The sequence below is a fragment of the Aurantimonas sp. NFXS3 genome (assembly GCF_049132005.1).
GTDB classification, from domain to species: domain Bacteria; phylum Pseudomonadota; class Alphaproteobacteria; order Rhizobiales; family Rhizobiaceae; genus Aurantimonas; species Aurantimonas coralicida.
Window position 1 is genome coordinate 327,507 of the sequence record NZ_JAGDDZ010000003.1, and the last position, 24,173, is coordinate 351,679.

A 24,173-nucleotide genomic window follows, 5' to 3' on the forward strand; every position below is an offset into this window, starting at 1 on the left:
ACGCCGCGTCGCTGACGGCGCGGCGTCACCCGTTCCCTTCTGCAGCGTCCTGCGCCGCGAGGCTCGACCCATGCTCGCCTACATCTTCCGCCGCGTCCTGGCCTCCGTGCCGGTGCTGATCGTCGTGGCGCTGTTCGTCTTCCTCTTGTTGCGGCTGACGCCGGGCGACCCGGCCGCCATCATCGCCGGCGACATGGCGACCCCCGAACAGCTCGCCCAGATCCGCCAGAGCCTCGGCCTCAACGAGCCGCTGGTGACCCAGTTCATCACCTGGAGCGGCCAGTTGCTGAGCGGCGATTTCGGCCGCTCGCTGATCTCGCGCACGCCGGTCCTGACCCTGATCGGCCAGCGGCTGGAGCCGACACTCAGCCTCGCCCTCGTGACCATGGCGATCACGCTTCTCCTGTCGATCCCGATGGGCGTCCTCGCCGCCTGGCGCCACGGCACGCTCACCGACAACGTCATCATGGCGATCTCGGTGCTCGGCTTCTCGATTCCGGTCTTCGTCACCGGCTACATCTTCATCCAGATCTTCGCCATCGACCTGAAACTTCTCCCGGTCCAGGGCTTCAAGAGCATCTTCGACGGCGTCGGGCCGTTCCTTGCGCGCATCATCCTGCCGGCCTTCACCCTGGCGACGATCTACATCGCGCTGATCGCCCGCATGACCCGCGCCGCGATGCTGGACGTTCTCGACGAGGATTATGTGCGCACCGCCCGGGCCAAGGGCCTGTCGGAGCGGATCGTCCTGTTCCGCCACGCCCTGCGCAACGCCGCCGTGCCGATCCTCACCGTCGTCGGCACCGGTTTCGCGCTGATGATCTCCGGCGTCGTCGTCACCGAAAGCGTCTTCAACATTCCCGGCCTGGGGCGACTGACCGTCGATGCCATCCTTGCCCGCGACTACCCGGTGATCCAGGCGCTGATCCTCCTGACCAGCGGCATCTACGTGGTGATCAACCTCCTGATCGACATCTCCTACGCGTTCATGGACCCGAGGATCCGATACTGATGGCGAGGAGAGACACCCTGCCCCCGATTGCCGAGCCGGTCATCAAGCGCCGCTTCCTGCCGCGGATCGAACTGGCGGATCTGCGCTTTGCGCCGACCCTCGCCGCGATCTGCCTGGCGGTCATCGTCATCGGCGCGCTTTTGGCGCCGGTCATAGCGCCCTTCGACCCGATCGCCATGAACCCGATGGAACGGCTGGCAGGCGCCAGCGCCACCCATCCCTTCGGCACCGACGCCTATGGCCGCGACGTCTTCTCGCGCACGCTCTACGGCGCCCGCGTCTCGCTGATCGTCGGCATCGGCGCGGCCCTCGTGGCGGTGCTGATCGGCCTGCCGCTTGGCCTGATCTCGGGCTTCTTCCGCTGGCTCGACGCCATCCTGATGCGGATCATGGACGGCCTGATGGCGATCCCCAGTGTGCTCCTCGCCATCGCCATCGTGTCGCTGGCCGGCTCCAGCCTCTGGACAGTGCTCATCGCCATCACCATTCCGGAAATCCCGCGGGTCGTGCGGCTGGTGCGCTCGGTCGTCCTGTCGGCGCGCGAGGAGCCCTATGTCGAGGCCGCCATCGCGGTCGGCTCCAGCCTGCCGAAGATCATGTGGCGGCACCTGACGCCCAACACCATCGCGCCGCTGATCGTCCAGGGCACCTATGTCTGCGCCTCGGCGATCCTGACCGAGGCGATCCTGTCGTTCCTGGGAGCCGGCATCGGCACCGAGACGCCGTCCTGGGGCAACATCATGTCGGAGGGCCGGCTCTACTTCCAGCTCAAGCCGTCGCTGATCTTCTGGCCGGGCCTGTTCCTGTCGCTGGCCATCCTGTCGATCAACATTCTCGGCGACACCGCCCGCGACGTCATGGACCCGCGCCTCGGCAAGAAGAGGGAGGCCTGATGAGCGACCACGCCCACCCCGCCGCCGCGAGCAGCGGCGACGTGCTCGTCGTCGAGGATCTCGTCGTCACCACACGCGGCCGTGCGCCGGCCCCGATCCTCGACGGCATCTCGCTGCGCGTCGGCGCCGGCGAGACCGTCTGCCTCGTCGGCGAAAGCGGCTCCGGCAAGTCGGTGACGTCGCTGGCCACGATGGGGCTGTTGCCGAAGGGGGCGCTCACCGCCCGCTCGGGCCGTATCCTCGTCGAGGGCGAGGATGTGCTGACCGCCAGCCCGACGCGGCTGCGCCAGCTGCGCGCCACCCGCATGTCGATGATCTTCCAGGAGCCGATGACGGCGCTCAACCCGGTGATGACCGTCGAGAGCCAGCTGGAGGAGGTGCTGAGCGCCCATGCCAGCATGGGCACCGCCGATCGCCGGACGCGCATTCGCGACATTCTCTCGCTCGTCCATCTGCCGGATGTGGAGCGCATGTGCCGCTCCTACCCGCACCAGCTCTCGGGCGGCCAGCGCCAGCGGGTGATGATCGCCATGGCGCTCGTCCTCGAACCCAGGCTGCTGATCGCCGACGAGCCGACGACCGCCCTCGACGTGACCACCCAGAAGCAGATCCTGAAGCTGATCCGCGAGATCCAGGAGCGCCTCGGCACCTCGGTGCTGTTCATCACCCACGACATGGGCGTCGTCGCCGACATCGCCGACCGGGTCTACGTCATGCGGGCCGGCGAGATCGTGGAATCCGGGCCAATCCAGGCGATCCTCACCGCCCCGACCAAGCCCTATACCCGCAACCTCCTGACCGCCGTGCCGGCGCTGCGGCCGCGCGACGCCCGCCCCGCGGCCTCCCGCGAGATCGTGCTCGAGACCAGCGAACTCGGCATGACCTACAGCCAGGGCTCGCTGTTCCGCAAACGCGAGGGCACCGTCGCGGCCAGGGACGTCAACCTGATCCTCGGGCGTGGCCGCACCCTCGGCATCGTCGGCGAGAGCGGCTCGGGCAAGTCGACCGTGGCGCGCTGCGTCATGCGGCTGATCGAGCCCACCGCCGGCAGCATCCGCCTGCGCGGCTCCGACATTTCGGGCCTGTCGCGCCGGGCGCTGCGGCCGTGGCGCAAGCGCATCCAGATGATCTTCCAGGACCCCAACCGCTCGCTCAATCCGCGGCTGACGGTGGGCGACAGCATCACCGAGGGGCCGATCAACTACGGCACCCCGCCCCGCGAGGCGCGCGAGCAGGCGAAGACGCTTCTGGAACTCGTCGGCCTGCCCAAGGACGCCATCGATCGGCATCCGCACCAGTTTTCCGGCGGCCAGCGCCAGCGAATCGCCATCGCCCGGGCGCTCGCCATGGAGCCGGACGTTCTCGTCGCCGACGAGGCGGTGTCGGCCCTCGACGTGTCGGTGCAGGCCCAGGTCCTCGACCTTCTCGACGACATCCAGGCGCGGCTCGGCGTCGCCCTCCTGTTCATCACCCACGACCTGCGCGTCGCCGCGCAGATCTGCGACGAGGTGGTGGTGATGCAGCGCGGCCGGGTTGTGGAATACGGCCCGACCGCCGAGGTGCTGGGCAATCCGCGCGAGGCCTATACGCGCGAGCTGATCGACGCGGCCCCCGGTCGCTACTGGGACTTTCCGAACTTCCGCCCGCTACCCGGCGCCGCGGGCTTCAGGGACACGACCGTGCCGGCATGACAGACGACAGCACAGGGACGCCCGCCCCGCGCATCGCGGTCGGCGGGTTCATGCACGAGACCAATACGTTCGCGCCGACCAGAGCGGACTACGCCGCCTTCGAGCATGGTGGTGGCTGGCCGGCGCTGGCGGAGGGCCCGGGGATGATCGCGGCGACGCGCGACGTCAACATGGGCATCTGCGGCTTCGTCACCGAAGCCGAGCGACGCGGCTGGCACCTCGTGCCAACGCTGTGGTGCGCAGCGGTGCCCTCCGCCCATGTCACCGAAGACGCCTATGAGGCCATCGCCGCCCGCATCGTCGCGGCGGTCGAGGCCGCACTGCCGCTCGACGCGGTCTATCTCGATCTCCACGGCGCCATGGTCTGCACCCATCTCGACGATGGCGAAGGCGAGCTTCTGGCGCGGGTGCGCCGGGTCATCGGCCCCGATGTGCCGCTGGTCGCCAGTCTCGACCTGCACGGCAACGTCACGCCGCAGATGGTCGCCGAGGCCGATCTCCTCGTCGCCTACCGCACCTATCCCCATGTCGACATGGCCGAGACCGGACGCCGTACCGCCGAACAGTTGGTCCCGCTGCTCGCCGGCCAGCGCCACGCCAAGGCGTTCCGTCAGATCCCCTTCCTGATCCCCATCGCCTGGCAATCGACCAGCATGGAGCCGAACGCCACGCTTTATTGCGGCCTGCCGGAGATGGAGACGGGCGGCATTGCCAGCGTTTCCTATCTCTGCGGCTTTCCGGCCGCCGACTTTGCCGATTGCGGCCCGTCCGTCCTCGCCTATGGCGCCGATCAGGCGGCGGCCGATGCCGCTGCGGACGCCCTGGCCGCCAGGGTCGCCGCCGCGCGTTCCGCCTATGCCGGCAAGGCCTTCGCCCCCCTGGACGGGGTGCGCGAGGCGATGCGGATCGCGGCAAGCGCCACGCGCCCGGTCGTCATTGCCGACACCCAGGACAATCCCGGTGCCGGCGGCGATTCCAACACCACCGGCATGCTGAAGGCGCTGGTCGAAGCCGACGCGCAGCGCGCCGCGATCGGCGTGATCTTCGATCCCAAGGCGGCGGCCGCCGCCCATGCGGCCGGTGTCGGCGTGACGGCCGAGATCACCCTCGGCGGCGCCGACGGCGTTGCCGGCGACACGCCCTTCACCGGGACCTTCGAGGTCACCGCCCTGTCCGACGGCGACCTGATCGCGTCCGGTGCCTTCTACGGCGGCGCGCGCATGCGGCTCGGCCCCTCCGCCTGCCTGAGGATCGGCGGCGTGCGCGTCGTCGTCGCCTCGGCCAAGGCGCAGATGGCCGACCGCGAGATGTACCGCTTCGTCGGCATCGAACCGGAGGAGGAGGCGATCCTCGTCAACAAGAGCTCGGTGCATTTCCGCGCCGATTTCGCGCCGATCGCCGAGACCATCCTGACCTGCACGGCGCCGGGGCCCATGCCTTTGTCGCCGGCCGACCTGCCCTTCCGCCGGCTGCGGCCCGGCATCGAGCTGTCGCCCATCGGCCCGGTGTTCGATCCCGCCGAATCCCATCCGTCGTAATGCCTGCGACCGCCTAGCTGCGGCCGCGAAACGAGGAAACCCGACCATGACCATCATTCCCGAGATCAAAAGTTTTGCCGAAGACCTGACGGCGATCCGCCACGATTTGCACGCCCATCCGGAGATCGGCTTCGAGGAAAAGCGCACCGCCGCCATCGTCGCCGCGGCGCTGAAGAGCTACGGCGTCGACGAGATCCACGAGGGCATCGGCGGCACCGGCGTCGTCGGCATCCTCAGGGGCACCGGCGGCGAGGGCCGGACCATCGGCCTGCGCGCCGACATGGACGCCCTGCCAATGGAGGAGTTCACCAACCTTCCCTACCGCTCGACCAATCCGGGCCGCTTCCATGGCTGCGGCCATGACGGCCACACCACCATGCTGCTCGGCGCGGCGCGCTATCTCGCTGCAAATCGCGGTTTCAAGGGCACCGCGATGTTCGTCTTCCAGCCCGCCGAGGAGGGGCTGGGCGGCGCCCGCGCGATGATCGCCGACCGCCTGTTCGAGCGCTTCCCCTGCGACGAGATCTACGGGCTGCACAACATGCCCGATCTGGAGCTCGGCGAGGTCGCCGTCTTCCCGGGCAAGGCGATGGCCGGCGCCAAGTTCTTCGACATCCAGATCAAGGCGCGCGGCAGCCATGCGGCGATGCCGCACAATTCCAAGGACCCGATCGTCATCGCCATGACGCTTGGCCAGAGCCTGCAGTCGATCGTCAGCCGCAACGTCAATCCGCTGAAGCCGGCGGTGCTGTCGATCACCAAATTCGCCGCGGGCTCGGCCTACAACGTCATCCCCGAAGAGGCCGCTCTCGGCGGCACGATCCGCTACTTCCACGACGATGTCGGCGAGCTTGTCGCCACCCGTATCCGCGAGATCGCCGCCGGTTTCGCGGCGAGCTACGACTGCGAGATCGTGGTCGACATCCGCGACGTCTTCTCGGTGCTGGAAAACCACGAGGCCGAGACCGAGGCGCTGCGCGAAGTCGCCGTCGAGATCGTCGGCCAAGACAAGGTCTTCACCGATCCGCGCCCGACCATGGGCAGCGAGGATTTCGCCGACATGCTGCACGCGGTCCCCGGCTCCTATTGCTGGGTCGGCCATGGCGGCACCATGCCGCTGCACAATCCCGGCTTCATCCTCGACGACGGCATCCTGCCGATCGGCTCCAGCCTTCTGGCCCGCATCGTCGAGAAGCGGCTGGCGGCCTGACCGGCCGGTTCGAGACCTCAGGAAAGCGAGAGTGACGATGGACGTGACCAAGATCCCGCTGGATGCGGAACAGATGCTGAGCGGCCTGAGGCGCTGGGTCGAATGCGAGAGCCCGACCTATGACAAGCCGGCGGTCGACCGGATGATGGCTCTGGCCGCCGAGGACATGCAGGCCATGGGCTTCGAGGTGGAGACCATTCCCGGCCCCGAGGGGCTCGGCAATTGCGTGCGCGGCGCGTTTCCGCACCCCAAGGCCGGCGAGCCCGGCATCCTGATTATCGGCCATCTCGACACGGTGCACCCGCTCGGCACGCTGGAGAAGCTGCCGTTCCGGCGCGAGGGCGACATCTGCTGGGGCCCCGGCATCTGCGACATGAAGGGCGGCAACTACATCGCCATCAGCGCCGTCAAGGCGCTGGCCGACATGGGCGTCGAGACGCCGCTGCCGGTGCATGTCCTGCTGACCTCCGACGAGGAGATCGGCACCCCGGGCACCCGCGCGCTGATCGAGGCCGAGGCCGCCAAACACCGCTACATCCTGGTGCCGGAGCCGGCCTGGGCCCGCAACACGGTGGTCACCGGCCGTTACGCCATCGCCCGCTACCACCTGACCGCCATGGGACGCCCGAGCCACGCCGGCGCGGCGCTGAAGGCCGGCCAGTCGGCGGTGAAGATGATGGCCCGGCAGCTCATCGCCATCGAGGACATGACCGACGAGGACTGCACCTTCTCGGTCTCGGTCATGCATGGCGGCCAGTGGGTCAATTGCGTGCCGACCATCGCGCGGGCCGAGTGCCTCTCCATGGCCAAGCGCCAGGAAGACCTCGACCGGGGTACCGAGAACATCCTCGCCTTCGACAGGCGCGAGCCGGACGGCACCGGCTTCTTCGTCGAGAAGAGCGTCGTGCGCCCGGTCTGGGAAGCCAGCGAAGGCACGATGGAGCTCTACGAACGCGTCCGGCGGATCGGCAACGAGCTGGGCTTCGACCTTGCCCATGCCAGCGAGGGCGGCGGCTCGGACGGCAATTTCACCGGCGCCATGGGCCTGCCGACGCTGGACGGCCTCGGCGTCGTCGGCGCCGACGTCCATACGCTGAACGAGCATATCGAGGTGTCGAGCCTGGTGTCGCGCGGCCGGCTTCTGGGCGGCCTTCTGGCCGAACTCGGCGCCTGATGCGACGCCCCGCGGGAGGCCTGCGCCGGTGACATCCGGCGGGGCACATCAACAGGCGGACGGCGAGACGCTTTCGCCCTTCGACCGGCCGGGCCATCTGCGCGCGCCGGAGGCGGTGTCCGGAATCTGCGCCATGGACGCGACGGCGTTGATGGCGGAAATGCGTGCCGGCCGCCTGTCCTCGGTGGAGGTCGTGACCGCCTTCCTCGACCGGATCGACGCGCTCAACCCGACCTACAACGCCATCATCTCCCGGCGTCCGCTGGAGGTGGTGCTCGCCGAGGCCGCGGCCGCCGACCGGGCGCTGGCCAGCGGCGCCGACACCGGACCGCTGCACGGCCTGCCCATCGCCATCAAGGATCTGTCGCCGACAAAGGGGCTGACCACCACCTTCGGCTCGCCGATCTATCGCGACCACGTGCCCGATGGCGACGGCCTCTCGACGGCGCGCATCCGGGCGGCCGGGGCGATCATCGTCGGCAAGACCAACACACCGGAATTCGGCCTCGGCTCCCACACCTTCAACGAAGTGTTCGGCGCGACCGGCAACACCTTTGCGCCGGAGCGCAGCGCCGGCGGCTCCAGCGGGGGTGCGGCCGTCGCCATCGCGACGCGCATGCTGCCGCTGGCCGACGGTTCGGACATGGGCGGCTCGCTGCGCAATCCCGCCGCCTTCAACAATGTCTACGGCCTGCGCCCCTCCTTCGGCCGGGTGCCGAGCCTGCCGGCCGGCAATGTCTTCGAGGCAGCGCTGGCCACCGACGGACCGATGGCGCGCACCGCCGACGATCTCGCCTTGCTGCTCGGGGTCCAGGCCGGCGCCGATCCGCGCCAGCCGCTGTCGGCGGGGCTTCCCGACCTCGATGCTTCGACGCGCGACAAGGACGCGCCCCTCCGGATCGGCTGGCTGGGTAATTTCGACGACCATCTCGCCATGGAGCCGGGCATTCTCGACACCAATCGCGCGGCGCTGGAACGCATTCCGGGCGCGGTGGTCGAGGCTGCGGCTTTGGGCTTCGATGCCGAGCGCCTGTGGCAGAGCTTCGTGATCCAGCGCCATGTGGCGGTCACGGCCCGCTATGCCCCGCTCCATGCTGATCCGGCGACGCGCGACCTGTTGAAACCGGAAATGGTCTGGGAGATCGAGAACGGCCTGCGTCTCTCCGCGCTGACCGTCGAGGCCGCCCGCGAGCTACGGACCGCCTGGCATCTGCGGCTCGTCGACCTCTTCGCCCGCTTCGACCTTTTGGCCCTTCCGGCCGCGCAGGTCTGGCCATTTCCGATCGGCGAGCGCTGGCCGCAGGCCATCGATGGCCGGGCGATGGACAGCTATCACCGCTGGATGGAATGCGTGGCGCCCGCCACCCTTTCCGGCTGCCCCGTCCTCGCCTTGCCGGCCGGCTTTCGCGGCGGCCTGTCGACAGGAGTCCAGATCATCGCGCCTTTGGGCCGCGAAACCGATCTCCTGGCGCTGGCACGGCAGGTCGAGCGCGCGGGCTGAGCCCCGCGGCGCCGTCGGTTCCCGCTTCCTTCGCCTTTGCCGGTCGGCCGTTCACTCCGCGTCGCGCTGGGCGATCCAGTCGTGGTCGGGATGGTTCTCGAACCGCCACTGGCGGCGGGGGCCCGCCATGACGTTGAGATAGTACATCTTGTAGCCATGCGGCGCGCCGCAGGGATGGTGCCCCTTCGGCACGAGGACGACATCGCCGTCATGGACGGTCATGGTCTCGTCGAGGCTGCCGTCGTCGGTGAAGACCCGCTGGAAGCCGAAGCCCTGCGGCGGATCGAGCCGGTGGTAATAGGTCTCTTCCAGATAGGTCATGCGCGGAAAATCGTCCTCGTCGTGCCGGTGCGGCGGATAGGACGACCAGTTGCCCGCCGGCGTGTAGACCTCGGTCACCAGCAGGCTGTCGGCGACGTCGCGCTCCTCCATGGCGATGGCGTGCACCTTGCGAGTGTTGGCCCCCTTGCCCTTGACGATGGTCGGGATGCCCTGCGGACCGATCACCCGCGCGGCGTGGCCGCCCTTGCCCGGGGCGCGGCAGACCGCCAGCGTCAGCGGCGTCGTCGCCGTGACCTGCCAGTGCGAGCCGTTCGGCACATAGACCGCGTGGGGCGGCACCAGTTCGAAGACCGACATGCGCGCGCCGAGTTCGCCGAACTCCTGGTCGCCGGCGCTGACCTCGCCCTTGCCCTCCAGGAGAACGAGGATCGCTTCCTCCTCGCCGGTCTCCGCCGATGCCATCTCGCCGGCTTCCAGCCGATGCAACGCGAAGCCGACATAGGACCAGCCGGCATCGGCCGGGGTGATGTCGTGAACCAGGCCATGCCGGCCGTTCGGGCGACGAAGAAGGTCGGGCATCGTGATCCTCCGCAATGCTGTTGATCGTCCGCAGGGCACGCCCCGCGAACCGGGTCCGCCTGGTCAGTCCGCGACGAGGCCGGTTTCGGCGGCCAGCGTCTTCAGGGTCTTCAGGCCGAGGCTCTGATATTCGACCGGATCGTGGACCTCCGGGTCCTGCTCGGCCTCGATGACGATCCAGCCGTCGTAGCCATGCTCCGCCAGAACCCCGAGGCAGGGGCCGAAATCGACACCACCTTCCGCGTCGCCCGGCACGGTGAAGACACCGCGGCGCACGCCCTCGAGAAACGACAGCCCGTCGCGGCGCACATCCGCCATCACGGCCGGCCGCACGTTCTTGGCGTGGAAATGCGCCACGCGATCGACATGCCGGGCGAGATAGGGCGCCGGATCGACGCCGTTGCCGCCAAAATAGAAATGCCCGGCATCGAACAGAAGCCGGGTCGCCGGCCCGGTATGGGCCATGAACAGGTCGAGCTCGGCCGGCGTTTCGACGACCGTGCCCATGTGATGATGGTAGACCAGCGGCACGCCCTCGGCGGCGCAATGGGCCGCGACCTTCTCGACCCGGGCGCCGAACTCCGCCCATTGATCCACACTCAGTACCGGCGAGGCCGCCAGCCCGACGGCGTCGTTGCCGTGGATCGCGTTGGAGGTCTCGCAGGCGATGCAGACGGTGCAGCCCATCGCCTTCAGCCGGTCGAGATGCGGCTGGATCAGCGCGATCTCCTGCTCGGCCGAATGGACGAGGAGGTTGAGCGAATACCAGGCCGAGACGAAGGCGAGGCCGTGCGGCTGGAGGACCGCCCGCAATTCGGCCGGGTCCCACGGAAATTTGTGGCCGTTCTCGATGCCGTCGAAGCCGATCGCGGCGGCCTCACCGAGGCATCGGTCGAGCGGGATATGGGCACCGAGGCTCTGGTCGTCGTCGTTCGACCAGGCGATGGGGTTCGTGCCGAAGCGGATCATGGGCAGTTTTCCGGTCAGGAGATCGAGGGCGGACGGGGCGGCGACCGGTCAGCCGCCGGCGCGCATCCGCAATTGCGCTTCATAGGCCTTGCGGGCGGCTTCCACCGCCGGACGGGCCGAGACCTCCGGCACCGCGACGTCCCACCAATGGCCGCCCGGCCCGGTGCTGGGATAGGGATCGGTGTCGATCACCAGTACCACCGGACCGTCCGCCTCGCCCGCCGCCGCCAGTGCGACTTCCAGCTCGGCGATGGAGGTGACATGGGATGCGGTGGCGCCCATCGAGGCGGCGTGGGCGGCGAAGTCGATCCGCGACGGGTTCACGTGATGGGCGTGTTCCAGGAGATTGTTGAACTCGGCGCCGCCGGTGCTCATCTGCAGCCGGTTGATGCAGCCATAGCCGCGATTGTCGGTGACGACGACAGTGAACTTGATCCCCAGCATCGCCGCCGTGGCGAGCTCGGAATTGGCCATCATGTAGCTGCCGTCGCCGATCATGCAGACCACGTCGCGATCGGGCTCGGCCATCTTGATGCCCATCGCGCCGGCAATCTCGTAGCCCATGCAGGAGAAGCCGTATTCCATGTGGTAGGCGCCAGGGCGCGGCGCCTTCCACAGGGTATGGAGTTCGCCCGGCATGGTGCCGGCGGCGCACATGACGACGGTATCGACGCCGCTGGCCCGCTGCACCGCGCCGATCACCTGCTGGTCGGTCGGCAGGGCATTGCTGTCCTTTGGCGCCGCGGTCAGCGGATCGACGGCGGCGAACCAGTCGCGTTTCAGGGCCGCATCGGGCGCGGCGAATGCATGGTCGCCCAACGCTGCGCCGAGCGCTTCCAGCCCGACCAGCGCGTCGCAGCACAGCGGTTCGGCGCCGTGCTTCATGGCGTCATAGGCGGCGACGTTCAGGCTGACGAGCCGGCGCCCGGGATTGCGGAACAGGTTCCACGAGCCGGTGGTGAAGTCCTGGAAGCGCGTGCCGATGCCGAGGACGAGATCGGCCTCGGCGCAGATCGCGTTGGCCGACGCCGCCCCGGTTACGCCGACCGGGCCGAAATTGAGATCATGATCCCAGGCGAGCGCCGACTTGCCGGCCTGGCTCTCGACCACCGGAATCCGGTGATCGCTCGCAAAGGCTTCCAGCGCGTCGCAGGCACCGGCGTAATGCACGCCGCCGCCGGCGACGATCACCGGCTTTTCGGCGCGGCGCAGGAGCTCCGCGACACGCTCCAGCTCGACCGGGTCGGGATGCGGCCGGCGGGTCCGCCAGACCCGCGGCTCGAAGAAGGCCGCCGGATAGTCGTAGGCTTCGGCCTGCACGTCCTGGCAGAAGGCCAGGCACACCGGGCCGCATTCGGCCGGATCGGTCATCACCCGGAAGGCGCGCGGCAGGGCGGTGAGAAGCTGTTCGGGGCGCATGATGCGGTCGAAATAGCGGGTCACCGGCCGGAAGCAGTCATTCACCGTCACGGTGCCGTCGCCGAAATCCTCGACCTGCTGCAATACCGGATCGGGGCCGCGATTGGCGAAGACGTCGCCGGGCAGGAGCAGCAGCGGCAGCCGGTTCACATGGGCGAGCGCGGCGGCGGTCACCATGTTGGTGGCGCCGGGCCCGATGGAGGAGGTCACCGCCATGGTCCGACGGCGCTGCAACTGCTTGGCATAGGCGATGGCCGCATGGCACATCGTCTGCTCGTTGTGGCCGCGCAGCGTCCGGATCTGGTCCTTCTCGGCATGCAGCGCCTCGCCGAGCCCGGCGACGTTGCCGTGGCCGAAGATCGCCCAGACCCCCGCGATGAACGGCTCGCCGTCCTCGGTCATCTGGGCGGTGAGATATTTCACCAGAGCCTGCGCCGCTGTCAGACGGATCGTCGTCATGCCGCTTTCTCCCCTGCCCGGCGTGCGTCGTCCCACAGGGCGCACAGCCTGCTGTATCGTTCCGCCATCTGTCGCACCGCCGCCTCGGGCGTGATGTCGCCGGTCATGTAGGCCTTCGCCGCGTCGGCGAAGATCGTCCGGCCGACGGCAAAGCCCTTCACCAGGTCGAAGCGGGCGGCGACGGAGAAACTCTCGATGAGCGCCGCCTCGGAGGCTTCGAGACCCAGAACGACGATGCCGCGCACATTCGGATCGTTGTCCCGGATCGCCGCGCAGGCCTTCTGCCAGCCGGCCTCGCTGGTCATCGGCTCCAGCTTCCACCAGTCGGGATAGACACCGAGATCGTAGAACCGCCGGATCACCGTCGCGGCGGTGTCATCGTCCACCGGCCCGACCTTGGAGGGAATGATCTCCAGCAGGAATTCCAGCCGGTTGCGCCGGCAGGTGTTGTAGAGGCGCAGGATGGTCTCCTCCTGGGCGCGCCACAGATCCGGGGCGTCGTTGGGATGGCAGAAGCACAGGCATTTCACCACGTGCTCGCTCGGCCATTCCGACAGGCCGCCGAAATCCGAGCCGATCTCCGGCTCCAGCGACAAGGGCCGCGATCCCGGCCATTCGACCGGCCGGCCGATCCACAGGCCGCGACCGGCGGCGCGGTAGAGCGCCTGCCGCCCCAGCCGGCCGTCGCACAGAATGCCGTGGCCGGGCGCACCGTCCTGGACCCGCAGCGCCGCGTCGAGACAGAGCTGCTTGAAGGCGCCGATCCGGTCGGGGGTCGCCCCTTCCAGTTCCTCGAACTGCATGCGGTGATCGAAGGCGAATACGCGCATGGTGGACCAATCGGTCTTGCGGGTCGTTGACCAGTGGATCTGCTCCAGCTCCGCGTCCTTGCGCAGCGCTTCCTTCTCCTTCAGGACGCCGCGCTTCAGGAAGTACTGCAGTTCCTGCCAGCTCGGATAGGCCGGCGTGCAGCCATGGCGCGACACGGCGAAGGCGCCGCAGGCATTGGCGTAGGTCAGGGCCGTCGGCCAGGTTTCGCCGTCGAGCCAGCCTTTCAACAGGCCGGAGATGAAGCCGTCGCCGGCGCCCAGCACGTTGAACACCTCGATGGGGAAGCCGGGTCCGGCCTGCCCCTCGTCGAGACTGTTGCGGATCGGGCCCTCGAAGGCGACCGCGCCGGCCGCACCGCGCTTGCAGACCAGCGTCGCGCCGGTGACCACGCGGACCGCCCGCAGCGCCGCGATGGTGTCGGTGGTGCCGCCGGCAATGTGAAACTCTTCCTCGGTGCCGACGATCAGGTCGAAGAGATGCAGGGTGGATTGCAGCTTCGCCGTGACCGCCGCGGAGGCGATGAAGCGTTCCTCGCCGGCGCCGTGGCCGGCAAGGCCCCACAGATTGGGGCGATAGTCGATGTCGAGCGCGGTGCGGGCGCCATTGGCGCGGGCAAGCTCCAGCGCCTTCAGCACCGCCGCCTCGGTGCGCGGATTGCTGAGATGGGTGCCGGTGACGACGACGGCCCGCGTCCTTGCGATGAGCGCCTCGTCGATGTCGTCCTCGCACAGCGCCATGTCGGCACAGTTCTCGCGATAGAAGATCAGCGGAAACTGCTCGTCGTCGCGGATGCCGAGGATGACCAGTGCCGTGAGCCGGTCGGGGTCGGTGACGACGCCCGTCGTGTCGACGCCCTCGCGCTGCAGTTCCTCGCGCAGGAACCGGCCCATATGCTCGTCGCCGACGCGGGTGATCAGGGCCGAGCGCAGGCCCAGCCGGGCGGTGCCGGTGGCCATGTTCGTGGGCGAGCCACCAACATATTTCTCGAAGCTGCGCATGTCCTCGAGCCGGCCGCCCACCTGTGCGCCATAGAGGTCGACGGAGGACCGGCCGATGGTGATGAGATCGAGATCCTTCGCCGCCATCACACGGTTCCTCCGAGCGAGCCCTGCAGGGTCGCCAGTTCCTGGCCGCCGGCCATCAGGTCCTGCAGCTCGTTGGCGGTGATCTCGCCGCGCGGCGCGGTGCCCAGCGTGCGGCCGCGGTTGAGGACGGTGAAGCGGTCACCCACCGCCATGGCGTGGCGGACATTGTGGGTGATGAAGACGACGCCGATGCCCTGGTCGCGGACCTTCTCGATGGTCGCCAGGACATTGGAGGTCTGGCGCACGCCGAGCGCCGACGTGGGCTCGTCGAGGATCAGCACCTTGGCGCCGAAATACACAGCGCGGGAGATCGCCACCGTCTGGCGCTCGCCGCCCGACAGGGTGCCGACCGCCTGGTCGGGACCGCGCAGGGCGATGCCCATCTTGCGCATCTCCTCGATGGTCACCGCGTTGGCCGTCTCGATGTCCATGCGCTTGAACAGCCAGCGTCCCTTGGTGGGCTCGCGGCCCATGAAGAAGTTGCGGGTCACCGACATCAGCGGGATCATGGCGAGATCCTGGAAGACCGTCGCAATGCCGGCCTCCATGGCGTCGCGCGGGCTGTCGAAGGACATCGGCTGGCCTTCGAAGTAGATCTCGCCCTTGGTCGGCTTGTGGACCCCGGACATGGTCTTGATGAAGGTCGACTTGCCGGCACCGTTGTCGCCGAGAAGGCAGTGGCACTCGCCGGGCAGGACGTCGAAGCTGACGCCGGCCAGGGCGATGATGTTGCCGAAATGCTTCTCGATGTTTTCCATGTGAACGATGGGCTTGGTCATGTCAGCGCTCCCCGGTCACTTGCTTGCGGATGTAGTTGTTGAAGAGCACCGCCACGAGCAGCATGCCGCCCAGGAAGATCTGGAACCAGTCCTGGTCGAAGCTCGTGTAGGTCAGGCCGATCGTGACCATGCCGAAGATGATCGCGCCGAAGAAGGCGCCGATCGCCGAGCCGTAACCGCCGGTCAGGAGGCAGCCGCCGATGACCGCCGCGATGATCGCCTCGAACTCCTTCATGAAGCCGCGACGGGCGTCGGTGGAGCCCGCGTCCATCACCGTGATGATGGCGACCAGCGCACCGCAGCAGGCGGCGAACATGAACAGCGAGATCTTCACCTTGCGCACCGGCACGCCGGAATTGGAGGCCGCGACCTTGTCGCCGCCGGCGGCAAAGATCCAGTTGCCCTGCGGCGTGCGGGTGAGAACGTAGGTCGCCAGCAGCGCCAGGCCGACGAACCAGAGGATCTCGACCGGAATGCCCGGCACCTTGGGCGTGCCGTTGTTGAAGGTGTCGATGATCCCGGTCTCGGCCATCCAGGCGAACAGGCCGGTGAAGGCGTCGCCGGAAAAGATCGGCATCAGCCAGTCGCTTTCCACCGAGTCGCGGACGCCGCGCAGCTGCGTCGAGCCGCCGGTGGCTATCTTCAGGCCGACCAGCGAGGCGCCGCGCAGGATGAACAGGAAGGCCAGGGTCACGATGAAGGAGGGCAGCCCGGTCTTCAGGACGATGGTGCCGTTGACCGAGCCGATCGCGGCCGCGACCATGAAGGTGATCGGGATCGCCAGGATCAGCGGCAGACCGAGCGTCACCGTGCAGGCCGCGAAGATCAGGCCGGCGAAGGCGACCATGGAGCCGATCGACAGGTCGAACTCGCCGCCGATCATCAGCATCGCCGCGCCGATCGCCAGGATGCCGAGCTGGGCGGCCGGGGTCATGAAGTTCATGATCCCCGACAGGGTGAACATGGAGCTGTCGGCGGTGACCATGAAGAACACCGTGACCACGACCAGACCGGCGATGGCGCCGAGCTCCGGCCGCTTCATCAGCCGGGCCCCGAAACTCTCCCGCTTGAGGCGCTCGTCGGCGACCACCTGGGGTGTGTCAGACATCGTTTCTCCTCCTTCTGGACAAGGCTTCGCCGTGGCCGCGGGGCCGCGGGGCCGGCATGCCGGGTCGAAGATGCTTCGGGTCGTCGGTTCCGCCGGATGCGGGCTGCCGTGCGGACGGACCGCCGGGCGTGGCGCGGCGTGCGCGCAGGCACCTCGGACGGCGGATCGGCCGGCAAGGTCGGGAAGCGGTCCGAAGACCCCTTCCCTCACCGGGGCTGCGGGTTCACCGCAGTCCCGGCGTCGTGATCGGACCCTGAGGCCTAGCGGATGCCCTGCGCCGACAGTTCGACGACCTGGCCGGCCTTGTCCTGCGTGACGAGGTTCGGACCCGACGGCACGTTGCCGCCCGGGACCAGACCGTATTTCGCGTTGAGCGCCAGGAAGGTCACCGGCAGGTAGCCCTGCAGGAACTGCTGCTGGTCGATGGCGAAGGTGGCCTTGCCCTCGGCGACAGCCTCCAGGAAGGTCGCCGACAGATCGAAGGTCGCGATCTTGACGTCGCCGGTCCGGCCGACGGCTTCGACGGCCTTCAGGGCGGGCTCGCCGACGAGCGAGGCGCCCAGCCCCAGCACGGTGTCGATATCCGGGTTCGAGGTCAGCGCAGCCTGGATCTTCGACTGGACTTCGGCCGGATCGTTCTGGGTCGGCACGACCTCGACCTGCCCGCCGAAGCCCTCGGCAAAGCCCTCGCAGCGCTGGTCGAGGGAGACGTTGCCGACTTCCTGGTTGACGCAGATCGCGACCTTGCCGCCATCCTTGGCGAGCTGCTCGCCGGCCGCCTTGCCGGCAGTGAACTCGTCCTGGCCGACATGCAGCAGCGCGCCGAGCCCCTTGGAGGCGTCGGAGCCCGAATTCATAGAGATGACCGGGATGCCGGCCTGCACGGCCCGCTCGATCGAGGGTCCGAGCGCGTCGGCGTCGGGGATCGATACCACCAGCCCGTCCGGCTCCTGATTGACCGCGGCGTCGATGAGCTGGCTCATCTGCACCATGTCGAAGGTCTCGGGCGCCCGGTAGTCGACCTCGGCGCCGCTATCCTTGGCGGCCTGGTCGACGCCGTTCTTGACCACGGACCAGAACGGGTCGTTGGCCTGGCCGTGCGAGACCACGATGATCTGCTGGGCGAAGGCCGGGCCGGTGAAGGCGATGGCCGCGGCCGCGATGGTCGATTTCAGGAAATTGTTCATGGATCCTCCCGTTGAGCACATGCGGGTTCTCCCGCATTTGGAACCGGCCGAAACCGGGTTCAGGTCGTTCCACCGGCCCTCACTCCCGAGCGCTTTTTGGAACAATTATTCTATAAGGGCCCTCGCGGCGGCCGGAGTCAAGCCTTTTCCTTACGTAATCCGCCAATGGCCACGGCCAGCGCCGTGACGAGCGCCAACCCGGCATTGGGCGCACGGAAGCCCCCGACCTCCACCTCCCGTGCAATCAGGAGGTTTTCCGCAACATCGGCGAGCGGGCAGGTCGTGGTGTCGCTCATCGCCAGAACCGGGATGCCGCGCTCCGAGACCCGCTTGGCGAGCGTCAGGGTCTCCTGCGAAAACGGCGCGAAGGTCACCGCGAACAGCGCATCGTCCGGCCCGATCGCATGGTCGCTTTCGATCTGCCCGGTGGTGTGGTGCAGCATCGAGGCCACGCCCATCTTGTCGAGGAGATAGGCGAGATAGACCACCACCGCGAAGGCGCGCCGCAGGCCCACCAGATGGATCGTGCGGGCTCCGGCCAGCCGCTCCGCCACCGCCTGCAATTGCTGGGCATCCAGCTCTTTCGACATGTCCATCAGGGATCTGATGCCGGCCTCGGCGAAATCCGCGGCCAGGCGCCCAGCGCCCGATGCGCCCTCCGCCCGCAGCCGCGTCAGGCGTTCGGTGTAGTCCGGTCGCATCTGGGCATATTCGGCCCGAAACAGCGCCTGCATCTCCGAATAGCCGGAGAGGCCGAGGGTCTGGCAGAAGCGCATGAAGGCCGAGGGAGGGACCTCGGCCAGCTGCGCCATGTCGGCGACCGTGGAGACGGCGACGCGATCGAGATTGGCGCGCAGGCAGATGGCGCATTGCTTCAGCCGCTTGGGCAGCGCGCCGTCGATCCTGTCGAGGCGAGCGAGCAATTCGGCGACACTGGCCGGCGCCCGGGGCACCCCCTCGGCAGAACTGTTCATCTCGCTCTCCTGACTTGACTCCCGCCCGCTGCGAGCGCATCCCTTTATGGAATTTATATTCCAATCGGCGGGAGGAGTCGATGGTGGTGGGTCTTGGTCTCATCGGGACCGGCTTCATGGGCAAGGCCCATGCGCTGGCCTATGGGGCGGCACGCGCGGTGTTCGGCGACGTGCCGGCGGTCCGCATGGCATGCCTGTGCGACGCCGAGCCCGCACGCGCAAGGGCGTTCGCCGATCAGTTCGGCTTCGCGGCGGCGACGTCGGACTGGCGGGCCGTCATTGCCGACCCGGCGGTCGATCTCGTCTCGATCACAACGCCCAACGCCCTGCATCGCGACATGGCCCTCGCGGCGATCGCGGCGGGCAAGGCCGTCCATTGCGAAAAGCCGCTGGCGCTGACGCTGGCCGACGCACAGGCCATGGCGACGGCGGCCGACGCAGCCGGGGTCGCCACGCTCGTCGGGTACAATTACGTCCACAACCCCGCCTTCACCCATGCCTGCCGGCTGATCGCCGAGGGCGTCATCGGCAAGCCGGTCCTTTTCCGCGGCTGGGTGGACGAGGATTACCAGGCCGACGGCGATCTCGCCTGGACATGGCGCGCCCGGCGGGCCGATGCCGGCCTCGGCGCGCTGGGCGATCTCGGCTGCCACCTCGTCTCCATGGCTGTCGCGCTGATGGGGCCGATCGCGAGCCTGATCGCCGACACCCAGATCGTCCATGCGACGCGGCCCATGCCCGACGGCTCCGGCGACGCCGCCGTCGAGAACGAGGACACGGCCTCGGCCATCGTTCGCTTCGCCAGCGGGGCGCAGGGGACATTGTGCACCTCGCGCGCCGCCTGGGGCCGCAAGAACCGCCTCGACTGGGAGGTGCACGGCACGCGCGGCACGCTCCTCTTCAGCCAGGAACGGCTGAACGAATTGCAGCTCTATGTGAACGAGGGCCCGGCCGCTCGCCAGGGCTTCCGCACCATCCTCACCGGTCCCGAGCACGCGCCCTACGGCGCCTTCTGCCCGGCACCCGGACACCAGCTCGGCTTCGGCGACCTCAAGACGATCGAGGCGGCCGGCATGCTGCGCGCCATCGCCGGCGGCCCGCCGGCCCGGCCGAACTTCACCGACGCCCTCGCCTACGAGGCCGTCATCCACGCCATCGACGACGCCAGCCGGACCGGTCAGCGCGTCACGCTCCAGACCTCCTGAGGACATTGCCATGAAAGTCGCACTCTTCGGCGCCGGCCGCATCGGCAAGGTGCATGCCGCCTCGATCCGCATGGACCGGCGCTGCGAACTCGTCGCCGTCACCGACGTGATGAGCGATGCCGCCGACGCGCTGGCGGCCGAGTACGGCATCGCCGCGCGGCAGGCCGACGACATCCTCGCCGACGCCAGTATCGACGCCATCCTCGTCGCCTCCTCCACCAACACCCATGCCGACCTGATCGAGAGGGGCATCGCGGCGGGCAAGGCGGTGTTCTGCGAAAAGCCGATCGACCTCGACCTGCAACGCGCCCTCCGGGTCAAGAAGGCCGTCGCCGCAGCGGGTCGCCCGGTGATGATGGGCTTCAACCGGCGGTTCGATCCGAACTTCTCGGCCCTGCGCGAGGCCTTCGTTGCCGGCGAGATCGGCGAGGGCGAACTGCTGGCGGTGACCTCCTACGATCCGGCGCCGCCGCCCGTTTCCTACATCAAGGTCTCCGGCGGCCTCTTCCGGGACATGATGATCCACGATTTCGACATGTGCGCCTGGCTGTTCGGCATGCCCGAGACGGTGACGGCGACGGGTTCCTGCCTTGTCGACAAGGAGATCGGCGCGGCCGGCGACATCGATACGGCGGTCGTGGTGCTCGGCTATGCGGACGGGCGCATCGCGACGATCCGCAATTCGCGCCGGGCCGTCTATGGCTACGATCAGCGGGTGGAAATGCTCGGCTCGGACGGCATGCTCGAGGCGCAGAACGTCGCCGAGAACACCGTCGCCAAGTCCACCACGGCCGGCGTCGTGTCGGCCAAGCCGGTCTATTTCTTCCTCGAACGCTACATGCGCGCCTATGCGATCGAATGGTCGCGCTTCGTCGACAGCGTCGTCGACGGCGCGCCGCTGGCGGCCACCGTCGATGATGGCGTCAACGCCCTCGCCCTGGCGGAAGCCGCCAACATCTCCTTTGCCGAAAACCGCCGCGTCGCCATCACCGCCGCGATGACCGGCCATTGACCGCGACGCGGCAGGACAGGATCGCGACATGACCCGTGGACCGTTTCAACTGGCCGCCTGCGCGGAGATGATCTGGCGGAACCGGCCGTTGGAATGGCGGCTGCAGCGCCTGACCGAACGCGGCCTCGCCGTCGGCCTGTGGAACTGGCCGGACCATGATCTGGCCATGCTGGAGCGCTCAGGCGCGGCCTTCTCGATCATGAACGGCTATCTGCGCGGCCGTCTTGCCGACGACGAGGGCGCGGCCGAACTCCTCGCCACCGCCCGCGAGACGGCCCATGTCGGCAAGCGGCTCGGCGTCGCCCGGCTCAACCTCCACGGCACGGGGCTCGGGGATGGCGGCCTGCCGGTGGTGCCCAGCGAGACGATGACCGGGGCCATGTGGCTGAAAGCCCGCGACACGCTGGCGAGGATCGCCGACCTCGCCGACGAGATGGACGTCGTCTTCACGCTGGAAAATCTCAACCTGCCAGTCGATCACCCCGGCGTTCCCTTCGCCCGGGCGCAGGACACGCTGGCGCTGGTCGCGGCCATCGACCGGCCGGGCCTGCGGCTGAACCTCGACCTCTATCATGCCCAGATCGGCGAAGGGAATCTGATCGAACTCTGCCGCAGCGGCCTGCCCTATATCGGGGAAATCCAGGTGGCCGATGTGCCCGGCCGCATGGAGCCCGGCACCGGCGAGATCGCCTATGACCGCATCGCGCGTGCCCTTGCCACCATGGGCTATCGCGGCCCGGTGACGATGGAGGCCTTTGCCAGCGGCGACCCCGACGCCGCCCTCGACGCCTTCGAGCGCGCCTTCACCCTCTGATCAGGCGAAGCGTCGGGCGCCGGCGACGCACGCAGCCACCAGGGCCGAGGCGCCGATCATCGTCCAGGCGACCGGCTCGCCCAGGAGCAGGCCGGCCAGCGCCAGGCCGAAGAAGGGCTGCAGCAGCTGCAATTGCCCGACGCCGGCGACCCCGCCCAGCGCCAGGCCGCGATACCAGAAGACGAAGCCGACCAGCATCGAGAAGACCGACACATAGGCAAGGCCCGCCCAGGCCGGCGCGGCGACATCCGCGAAACTTGCGGGCCAAGAGACAGCGGCGATCGCCGCCATGACCGGCAGGGCGAAGACGAGGGCCCAGGAGATCACCTGCCAGCCCCCGAGGCGGCGGGACAGCGCGGCGCCCTCGGCATAGCCGAGCCCGCACAGAACGATCGCCGCGATCATCAGGAGATCCCCCGCCAGCGAGGCCGCACCGTCCTGTGCGAGGGCAAAGCCCGCCACCACTGCCGCCCCGGCCACCGAGAACAGCCAGAAGGCAGGGCGTGGCCGCTCGCCGCCGCGCAGCACCGCGAAGATCGCGGTCATCAGCGGCAACAGGCCGATGAAGACGATCGAATGGGCCGCCGTCACATGCTGCAGCGCCAGCGCCGTCAGCAGCGGAAAGCCGACCACCACGCCCGCGGCGACGATGACCAGCGGCAGGGCATCGCCGATGGCCGGCCGCCTCTGGCGGAGCAGGAGCAGCAACAGCGTGGCGAGGACCGCGGCGATGACCGCCCGGGTCGAGGTCAGGAACAAGGGCGTGAACCCGCCGACGGCAACGCGGGTCGCCGGCAGCGAGCCGCTGAAGATGATGACGCCGAGGAGACCGCTGCCCCAGCCCGCTGTCGTTCGATCCATGAAAAGGCTCCACCCTGCCGCATCCCTCCTTCTAGGTCCACCGGTCTGGCGCCGGTAGCGACAATCCCCTACAATTTCGCCAAACTGTATGGGTTACGGAGACCGCACACTTGGGCGTTTCCCGACACGCGACCGGGCCGGGAGCGACCCGCACCGCGGCGCTGATGGACGAGATCCGGCGGCGTCTGGCTGCCCGCAGCCTGGTCGCCGGCGAGAAGCTGCCATCGGTGCGCGCCTTTGCCCGCACCATGGGCGTCTCGCCCTCGACCGTCGTCGAAGCCTATGACCGGCTGGCCGCTGAGGGGCTGATCCGGTCGCGGCCGGGCTCCGGCTTCTATGCGGCGGCCGGCACGGCGCCGCCGCTGGCGCTGGCCGAGATCGCGCCGCGGGCCGAACGCGACATCGACCCGCTATGGGTGTCGCGCCAGTCGCTGGATGCCGCCCCCGACACGTTGCGCCCCGGCTGCGGCTGGCTGCCGGCGGACTGGATGCCGAACGAAGCGGTACGCCGCGCCCTGCGCAAGCTCGCCCGGGCCGACGACGCCGTCCTGTCGGACTATGGCGGCACCCGCGGTTCGCTGCCGCTGCGCCAGCACCTGGCCCGGCAATTCGCGGCGGAGGGCATCGCGGCCGGGACCGAGCAGATCCTGCTCACCGGATCGGGCACCCAGGCCCTCGACCTTCTGTGCCGGTTCTTCCTGCAGCCGGGCGACACCGTGCTTCTCGACGATCCCTGCTACTTCAATTTCCAGGCCCTGCTGCGCGCCCATCGCGTGCGGATCGTCAGCGTGCCGCAGACGCCGAGCGGGCCGGACCCGGTTGCCTTCGCGGCCGTGATCGCGGCCCATCGCCCGAGGCTCTATGTCACCAATTCGGCGATCCACAACCCGACCGGCGCGACGCTCTCGCCGCAGACCGCCCACCGGATCCTGACTCTTGCGGCGGCTGAGGACATGATCATCGTCGAGGACGACATCTTCGCCGATTTCGAACCCGAGCCCTCGCCGCGTCTCGCCGCTCTGGACGGGCTCGAGCGCGTGGTGCGGATCGGCAGCTTCTCCAAGACCCTGTCGGCCTCGGTGCGATGCGGCTATATCGCGGCGCGGAGCGACTGGATCGACGGGCTGGTGGACCTGCAGGTCGCGACGCATTTCGGCAGTGCCAGTCCGGTCGCCGCCGGAATCGTCCATGCCGCCCTCGGCGATGGCAGCTATCGCAAGCACATGAGCGCGCTGCGGACGCGCCTTGCCCGGCGGCAGAAGCAGACGATCGCGGCGCTCGGCACCCTCGGCATCACACCCTGGACCCTGCCCCGCGGTGGCTTTGCGCTGTGGTGCCGGCTGCCGGACGGGGCGGACGCCACCGAACTCGCGCGGCACGCCCTGCGGGACGGAGTGCTGCTCGCCCCCGGCAACGTCTTCAGCGTCGCCCGGACCGCCCCCGACATGATGCGCTTCAACGTCGCGCAGATGGAGGAGAAGGTGATCGCGGTCCTCAAGGCCTCGCTCGCAAGCCGGCGCTGAGCACGCGGCGGCGCACCCGTACCCGCACCCCATCGCTGTGCAACGTCGGCCCGCCTGACTGCCGCGA

General features: G+C 68.8%; 20 protein-coding genes. 11 read left to right on the forward strand and 9 right to left on the reverse strand.

What is annotated here, in order from left to right; all coding sequences use genetic code 11:
* Nucleotides 1-70 precede the first annotated feature (70 nt).
* Genes J3367_RS11790 through J3367_RS11820 form a run of 7 tightly spaced genes read left to right on the forward strand, consistent with a single transcriptional unit; the run spans nucleotide 71 to nucleotide 9,019 of the window.
* A complete protein-coding gene (locus J3367_RS11790) occupies nucleotides 71-1,012 on the forward strand; it encodes an ABC transporter permease (RefSeq protein WP_009210491.1) in 942 nt (313 codons plus the stop codon).
* Nucleotides 1,012-1,905, forward strand: a complete 894-nt coding sequence (locus J3367_RS11795; RefSeq protein WP_024350166.1) for an ABC transporter permease — start codon at nucleotides 1,012-1,014, stop codon at nucleotides 1,903-1,905. Before J3367_RS11790 ends, J3367_RS11795 begins: the two co-directional genes overlap by 1 nt.
* Nucleotides 1,905-3,596, forward strand: coding sequence for an ABC transporter ATP-binding protein (locus tag J3367_RS11800; protein ID WP_024350165.1), 1,692 nt, complete (start codon nucleotides 1,905-1,907; stop codon nucleotides 3,594-3,596). Before J3367_RS11795 ends, J3367_RS11800 begins: the two co-directional genes overlap by 1 nt.
* Nucleotides 3,593-5,134: a M81 family metallopeptidase gene (locus J3367_RS11805; RefSeq protein ID WP_024350164.1), complete on the forward strand. Its 1,542-nt coding sequence runs from the start codon at nucleotides 3,593-3,595 to the stop codon at nucleotides 5,132-5,134. The genes J3367_RS11800 and J3367_RS11805 overlap by 4 nt, the downstream gene beginning before the upstream one ends.
* Nucleotides 5,135-5,180: 46 nt before the next feature.
* Entirely contained in the window at nucleotides 5,181-6,344 is a 1,164-nt protein-coding gene (locus tag J3367_RS11810; protein WP_421461153.1) for a M20 aminoacylase family protein, read from the forward strand.
* A 37-nt stretch (nucleotides 6,345-6,381) separates the two neighbouring features.
* Nucleotides 6,382-7,518 carry a M20/M25/M40 family metallo-hydrolase gene (locus J3367_RS11815; RefSeq protein WP_024350162.1) on the forward strand — a complete coding sequence of 379 codons (1,137 nt, stop codon included), beginning with the start codon at nucleotides 6,382-6,384 and terminating at the stop codon, nucleotides 7,516-7,518.
* A gap of 28 nt (nucleotides 7,519-7,546) precedes the next feature.
* Nucleotides 7,547-9,019, forward strand: a complete 1,473-nt coding sequence (locus J3367_RS11820; RefSeq protein WP_024350161.1) for an amidase — start codon at nucleotides 7,547-7,549, stop codon at nucleotides 9,017-9,019.
* 51 nt (nucleotides 9,020-9,070) lie between these two features.
* Here the strand turns inward: J3367_RS11820 and iolB are convergent, their stop codons facing one another.
* The 8 genes from iolB to J3367_RS11860 all read right to left on the reverse strand — a co-directional run bounded on the left by iolB (nucleotide 9,071) and on the right by J3367_RS11860 (nucleotide 18,691).
* Nucleotides 9,071-9,880 (reverse strand): 5-deoxy-glucuronate isomerase, encoded by an 810-nt coding sequence (gene iolB, locus J3367_RS11825; RefSeq protein ID WP_024350160.1) that lies wholly within the window; start codon nucleotides 9,878-9,880, stop codon nucleotides 9,071-9,073.
* A gap of 63 nt (nucleotides 9,881-9,943) precedes the next feature.
* Nucleotides 9,944-10,849 (reverse strand): myo-inosose-2 dehydratase, encoded by a 906-nt coding sequence (iolE, locus tag J3367_RS11830; RefSeq protein ID WP_024350159.1) that lies wholly within the window; start codon nucleotides 10,847-10,849, stop codon nucleotides 9,944-9,946.
* 48 nt (nucleotides 10,850-10,897) lie between these two features.
* Nucleotides 10,898-12,727, reverse strand: coding sequence for a 3D-(3,5/4)-trihydroxycyclohexane-1,2-dione acylhydrolase (decyclizing) (gene iolD, locus J3367_RS11835; RefSeq protein ID WP_024350158.1), 1,830 nt, complete (start codon nucleotides 12,725-12,727; stop codon nucleotides 10,898-10,900).
* Complete coding sequence (locus J3367_RS11840) at nucleotides 12,724-14,643, reverse strand: bifunctional 5-dehydro-2-deoxygluconokinase/5-dehydro-2-deoxyphosphogluconate aldolase (RefSeq protein WP_024350157.1); 1,920 nt, start codon at nucleotides 14,641-14,643, stop codon at nucleotides 12,724-12,726. Before J3367_RS11840 ends, iolD begins: the two co-directional genes overlap by 4 nt.
* Nucleotides 14,643-15,422: an ATP-binding cassette domain-containing protein gene (locus J3367_RS11845; protein ID WP_009210502.1), complete on the reverse strand. Its 780-nt coding sequence runs from the start codon at nucleotides 15,420-15,422 to the stop codon at nucleotides 14,643-14,645. The genes J3367_RS11840 and J3367_RS11845 overlap by 1 nt, the downstream gene beginning before the upstream one ends.
* A gap of 1 nt (nucleotide 15,423) precedes the next feature.
* Nucleotides 15,424-16,530, reverse strand: coding sequence for an ABC transporter permease (locus tag J3367_RS11850; RefSeq protein WP_024350156.1), 1,107 nt, complete (start codon nucleotides 16,528-16,530; stop codon nucleotides 15,424-15,426).
* A gap of 260 nt (nucleotides 16,531-16,790) precedes the next feature.
* Complete coding sequence (locus J3367_RS11855; RefSeq protein ID WP_024350155.1) at nucleotides 16,791-17,717, reverse strand: sugar ABC transporter substrate-binding protein; 927 nt, start codon at nucleotides 17,715-17,717, stop codon at nucleotides 16,791-16,793.
* Nucleotides 17,718-17,854: 137 nt separating this feature from the next.
* Entirely contained in the window at nucleotides 17,855-18,691 is an 837-nt protein-coding gene (locus J3367_RS11860) for a MurR/RpiR family transcriptional regulator (protein ID WP_024350154.1), read from the reverse strand.
* 80 nt (nucleotides 18,692-18,771) lie between these two features.
* Here J3367_RS11860 and J3367_RS11865 point away from each other — a divergent pair, with 80 nt between their 5' ends.
* Genes J3367_RS11865 through J3367_RS11875 form a run of 3 tightly spaced genes read left to right on the forward strand, consistent with a single transcriptional unit; the run spans nucleotide 18,772 to nucleotide 21,722 of the window.
* Entirely contained in the window at nucleotides 18,772-19,896 is a 1,125-nt protein-coding gene (locus J3367_RS11865; protein WP_024350153.1) for a Gfo/Idh/MocA family protein, read from the forward strand.
* Nucleotides 19,897-19,906: 10 nt separating this feature from the next.
* Nucleotides 19,907-20,908, forward strand: a complete 1,002-nt coding sequence (gene iolG / locus J3367_RS11870; RefSeq protein ID WP_024350152.1) for an inositol 2-dehydrogenase — start codon at nucleotides 19,907-19,909, stop codon at nucleotides 20,906-20,908.
* A gap of 28 nt (nucleotides 20,909-20,936) precedes the next feature.
* Nucleotides 20,937-21,722 carry a TIM barrel protein gene (locus J3367_RS11875; RefSeq protein ID WP_421461161.1) on the forward strand — a complete coding sequence of 262 codons (786 nt, stop codon included), beginning with the start codon at nucleotides 20,937-20,939 and terminating at the stop codon, nucleotides 21,720-21,722.
* Here J3367_RS11875 and J3367_RS11880 read toward each other — a convergent pair whose 3' ends face one another.
* On the reverse strand, nucleotides 21,723-22,583 hold the full coding sequence (locus J3367_RS11880; RefSeq protein ID WP_024350150.1) for a DMT family transporter: 861 nt from the start codon (nucleotides 22,581-22,583) through the stop codon (nucleotides 21,723-21,725).
* A 164-nt stretch (nucleotides 22,584-22,747) separates the two neighbouring features.
* On the opposite strand from J3367_RS11880, the gene J3367_RS11885 reads away from it, so the two are divergent.
* Entirely contained in the window at nucleotides 22,748-24,106 is a 1,359-nt protein-coding gene (locus J3367_RS11885) for a PLP-dependent aminotransferase family protein (RefSeq protein WP_421461233.1), read from the forward strand.
* The last annotated feature ends 67 nt before the right edge of the window (nucleotides 24,107-24,173 follow it).

Bases quoted from the DNA above. Each gene is read 5' to 3' on its own strand.
- J3367_RS11790 (WP_009210491.1), top strand. From the start codon at position 71: ATGCTCGCCTACATCTTCCGCCGCGTCCTGGCCTCCGTGCCGGTGCTG.
- J3367_RS11795 (WP_024350166.1), top strand. From the start codon at position 1,012: ATGGCGAGGAGAGACACCCTGCCCCCGATTGCCGAGCCGGTCATCAAG.
- J3367_RS11800 (WP_024350165.1), top strand. From the start codon at position 1,905: ATGAGCGACCACGCCCACCCCGCCGCCGCGAGCAGCGGCGACGTGCTC.
- J3367_RS11805 (WP_024350164.1), top strand. From the start codon at position 3,593: ATGACAGACGACAGCACAGGGACGCCCGCCCCGCGCATCGCGGTCGGC.
- J3367_RS11810 (WP_421461153.1), top strand. From the start codon at position 5,181: ATGACCATCATTCCCGAGATCAAAAGTTTTGCCGAAGACCTGACGGCG.
- J3367_RS11815 (WP_024350162.1), top strand. From the start codon at position 6,382: ATGGACGTGACCAAGATCCCGCTGGATGCGGAACAGATGCTGAGCGGC.
- iolB (WP_024350160.1), bottom strand. From the start codon at position 9,880: ATGCCCGACCTTCTTCGTCGCCCGAACGGCCGGCATGGCCTGGTTCAC.
- iolE (WP_024350159.1), bottom strand. From the start codon at position 10,849: ATGATCCGCTTCGGCACGAACCCCATCGCCTGGTCGAACGACGACGAC.
- iolD (WP_024350158.1), bottom strand. From the start codon at position 12,727: ATGACGACGATCCGTCTGACAGCGGCGCAGGCTCTGGTGAAATATCTC.
- J3367_RS11840 (WP_024350157.1), bottom strand. From the start codon at position 14,643: ATGGCGGCGAAGGATCTCGATCTCATCACCATCGGCCGGTCCTCCGTC.
- J3367_RS11845 (WP_009210502.1), bottom strand. From the start codon at position 15,422: ATGACCAAGCCCATCGTTCACATGGAAAACATCGAGAAGCATTTCGGC.
- J3367_RS11850 (WP_024350156.1), bottom strand. From the start codon at position 16,530: ATGTCTGACACACCCCAGGTGGTCGCCGACGAGCGCCTCAAGCGGGAG.
- J3367_RS11855 (WP_024350155.1), bottom strand. From the start codon at position 17,717: ATGAACAATTTCCTGAAATCGACCATCGCGGCCGCGGCCATCGCCTTC.
- J3367_RS11860 (WP_024350154.1), bottom strand. From the start codon at position 18,691: ATGAACAGTTCTGCCGAGGGGGTGCCCCGGGCGCCGGCCAGTGTCGCC.
- J3367_RS11865 (WP_024350153.1), top strand. From the start codon at position 18,772: ATGGTGGTGGGTCTTGGTCTCATCGGGACCGGCTTCATGGGCAAGGCC.
- iolG (WP_024350152.1), top strand. From the start codon at position 19,907: ATGAAAGTCGCACTCTTCGGCGCCGGCCGCATCGGCAAGGTGCATGCC.
- J3367_RS11875 (WP_421461161.1), top strand. From the start codon at position 20,937: ATGACCCGTGGACCGTTTCAACTGGCCGCCTGCGCGGAGATGATCTGG.
- J3367_RS11880 (WP_024350150.1), bottom strand. From the start codon at position 22,583: ATGGATCGAACGACAGCGGGCTGGGGCAGCGGTCTCCTCGGCGTCATC.
- J3367_RS11885 (WP_421461233.1), top strand. From the start codon at position 22,748: ATGGACGAGATCCGGCGGCGTCTGGCTGCCCGCAGCCTGGTCGCCGGC.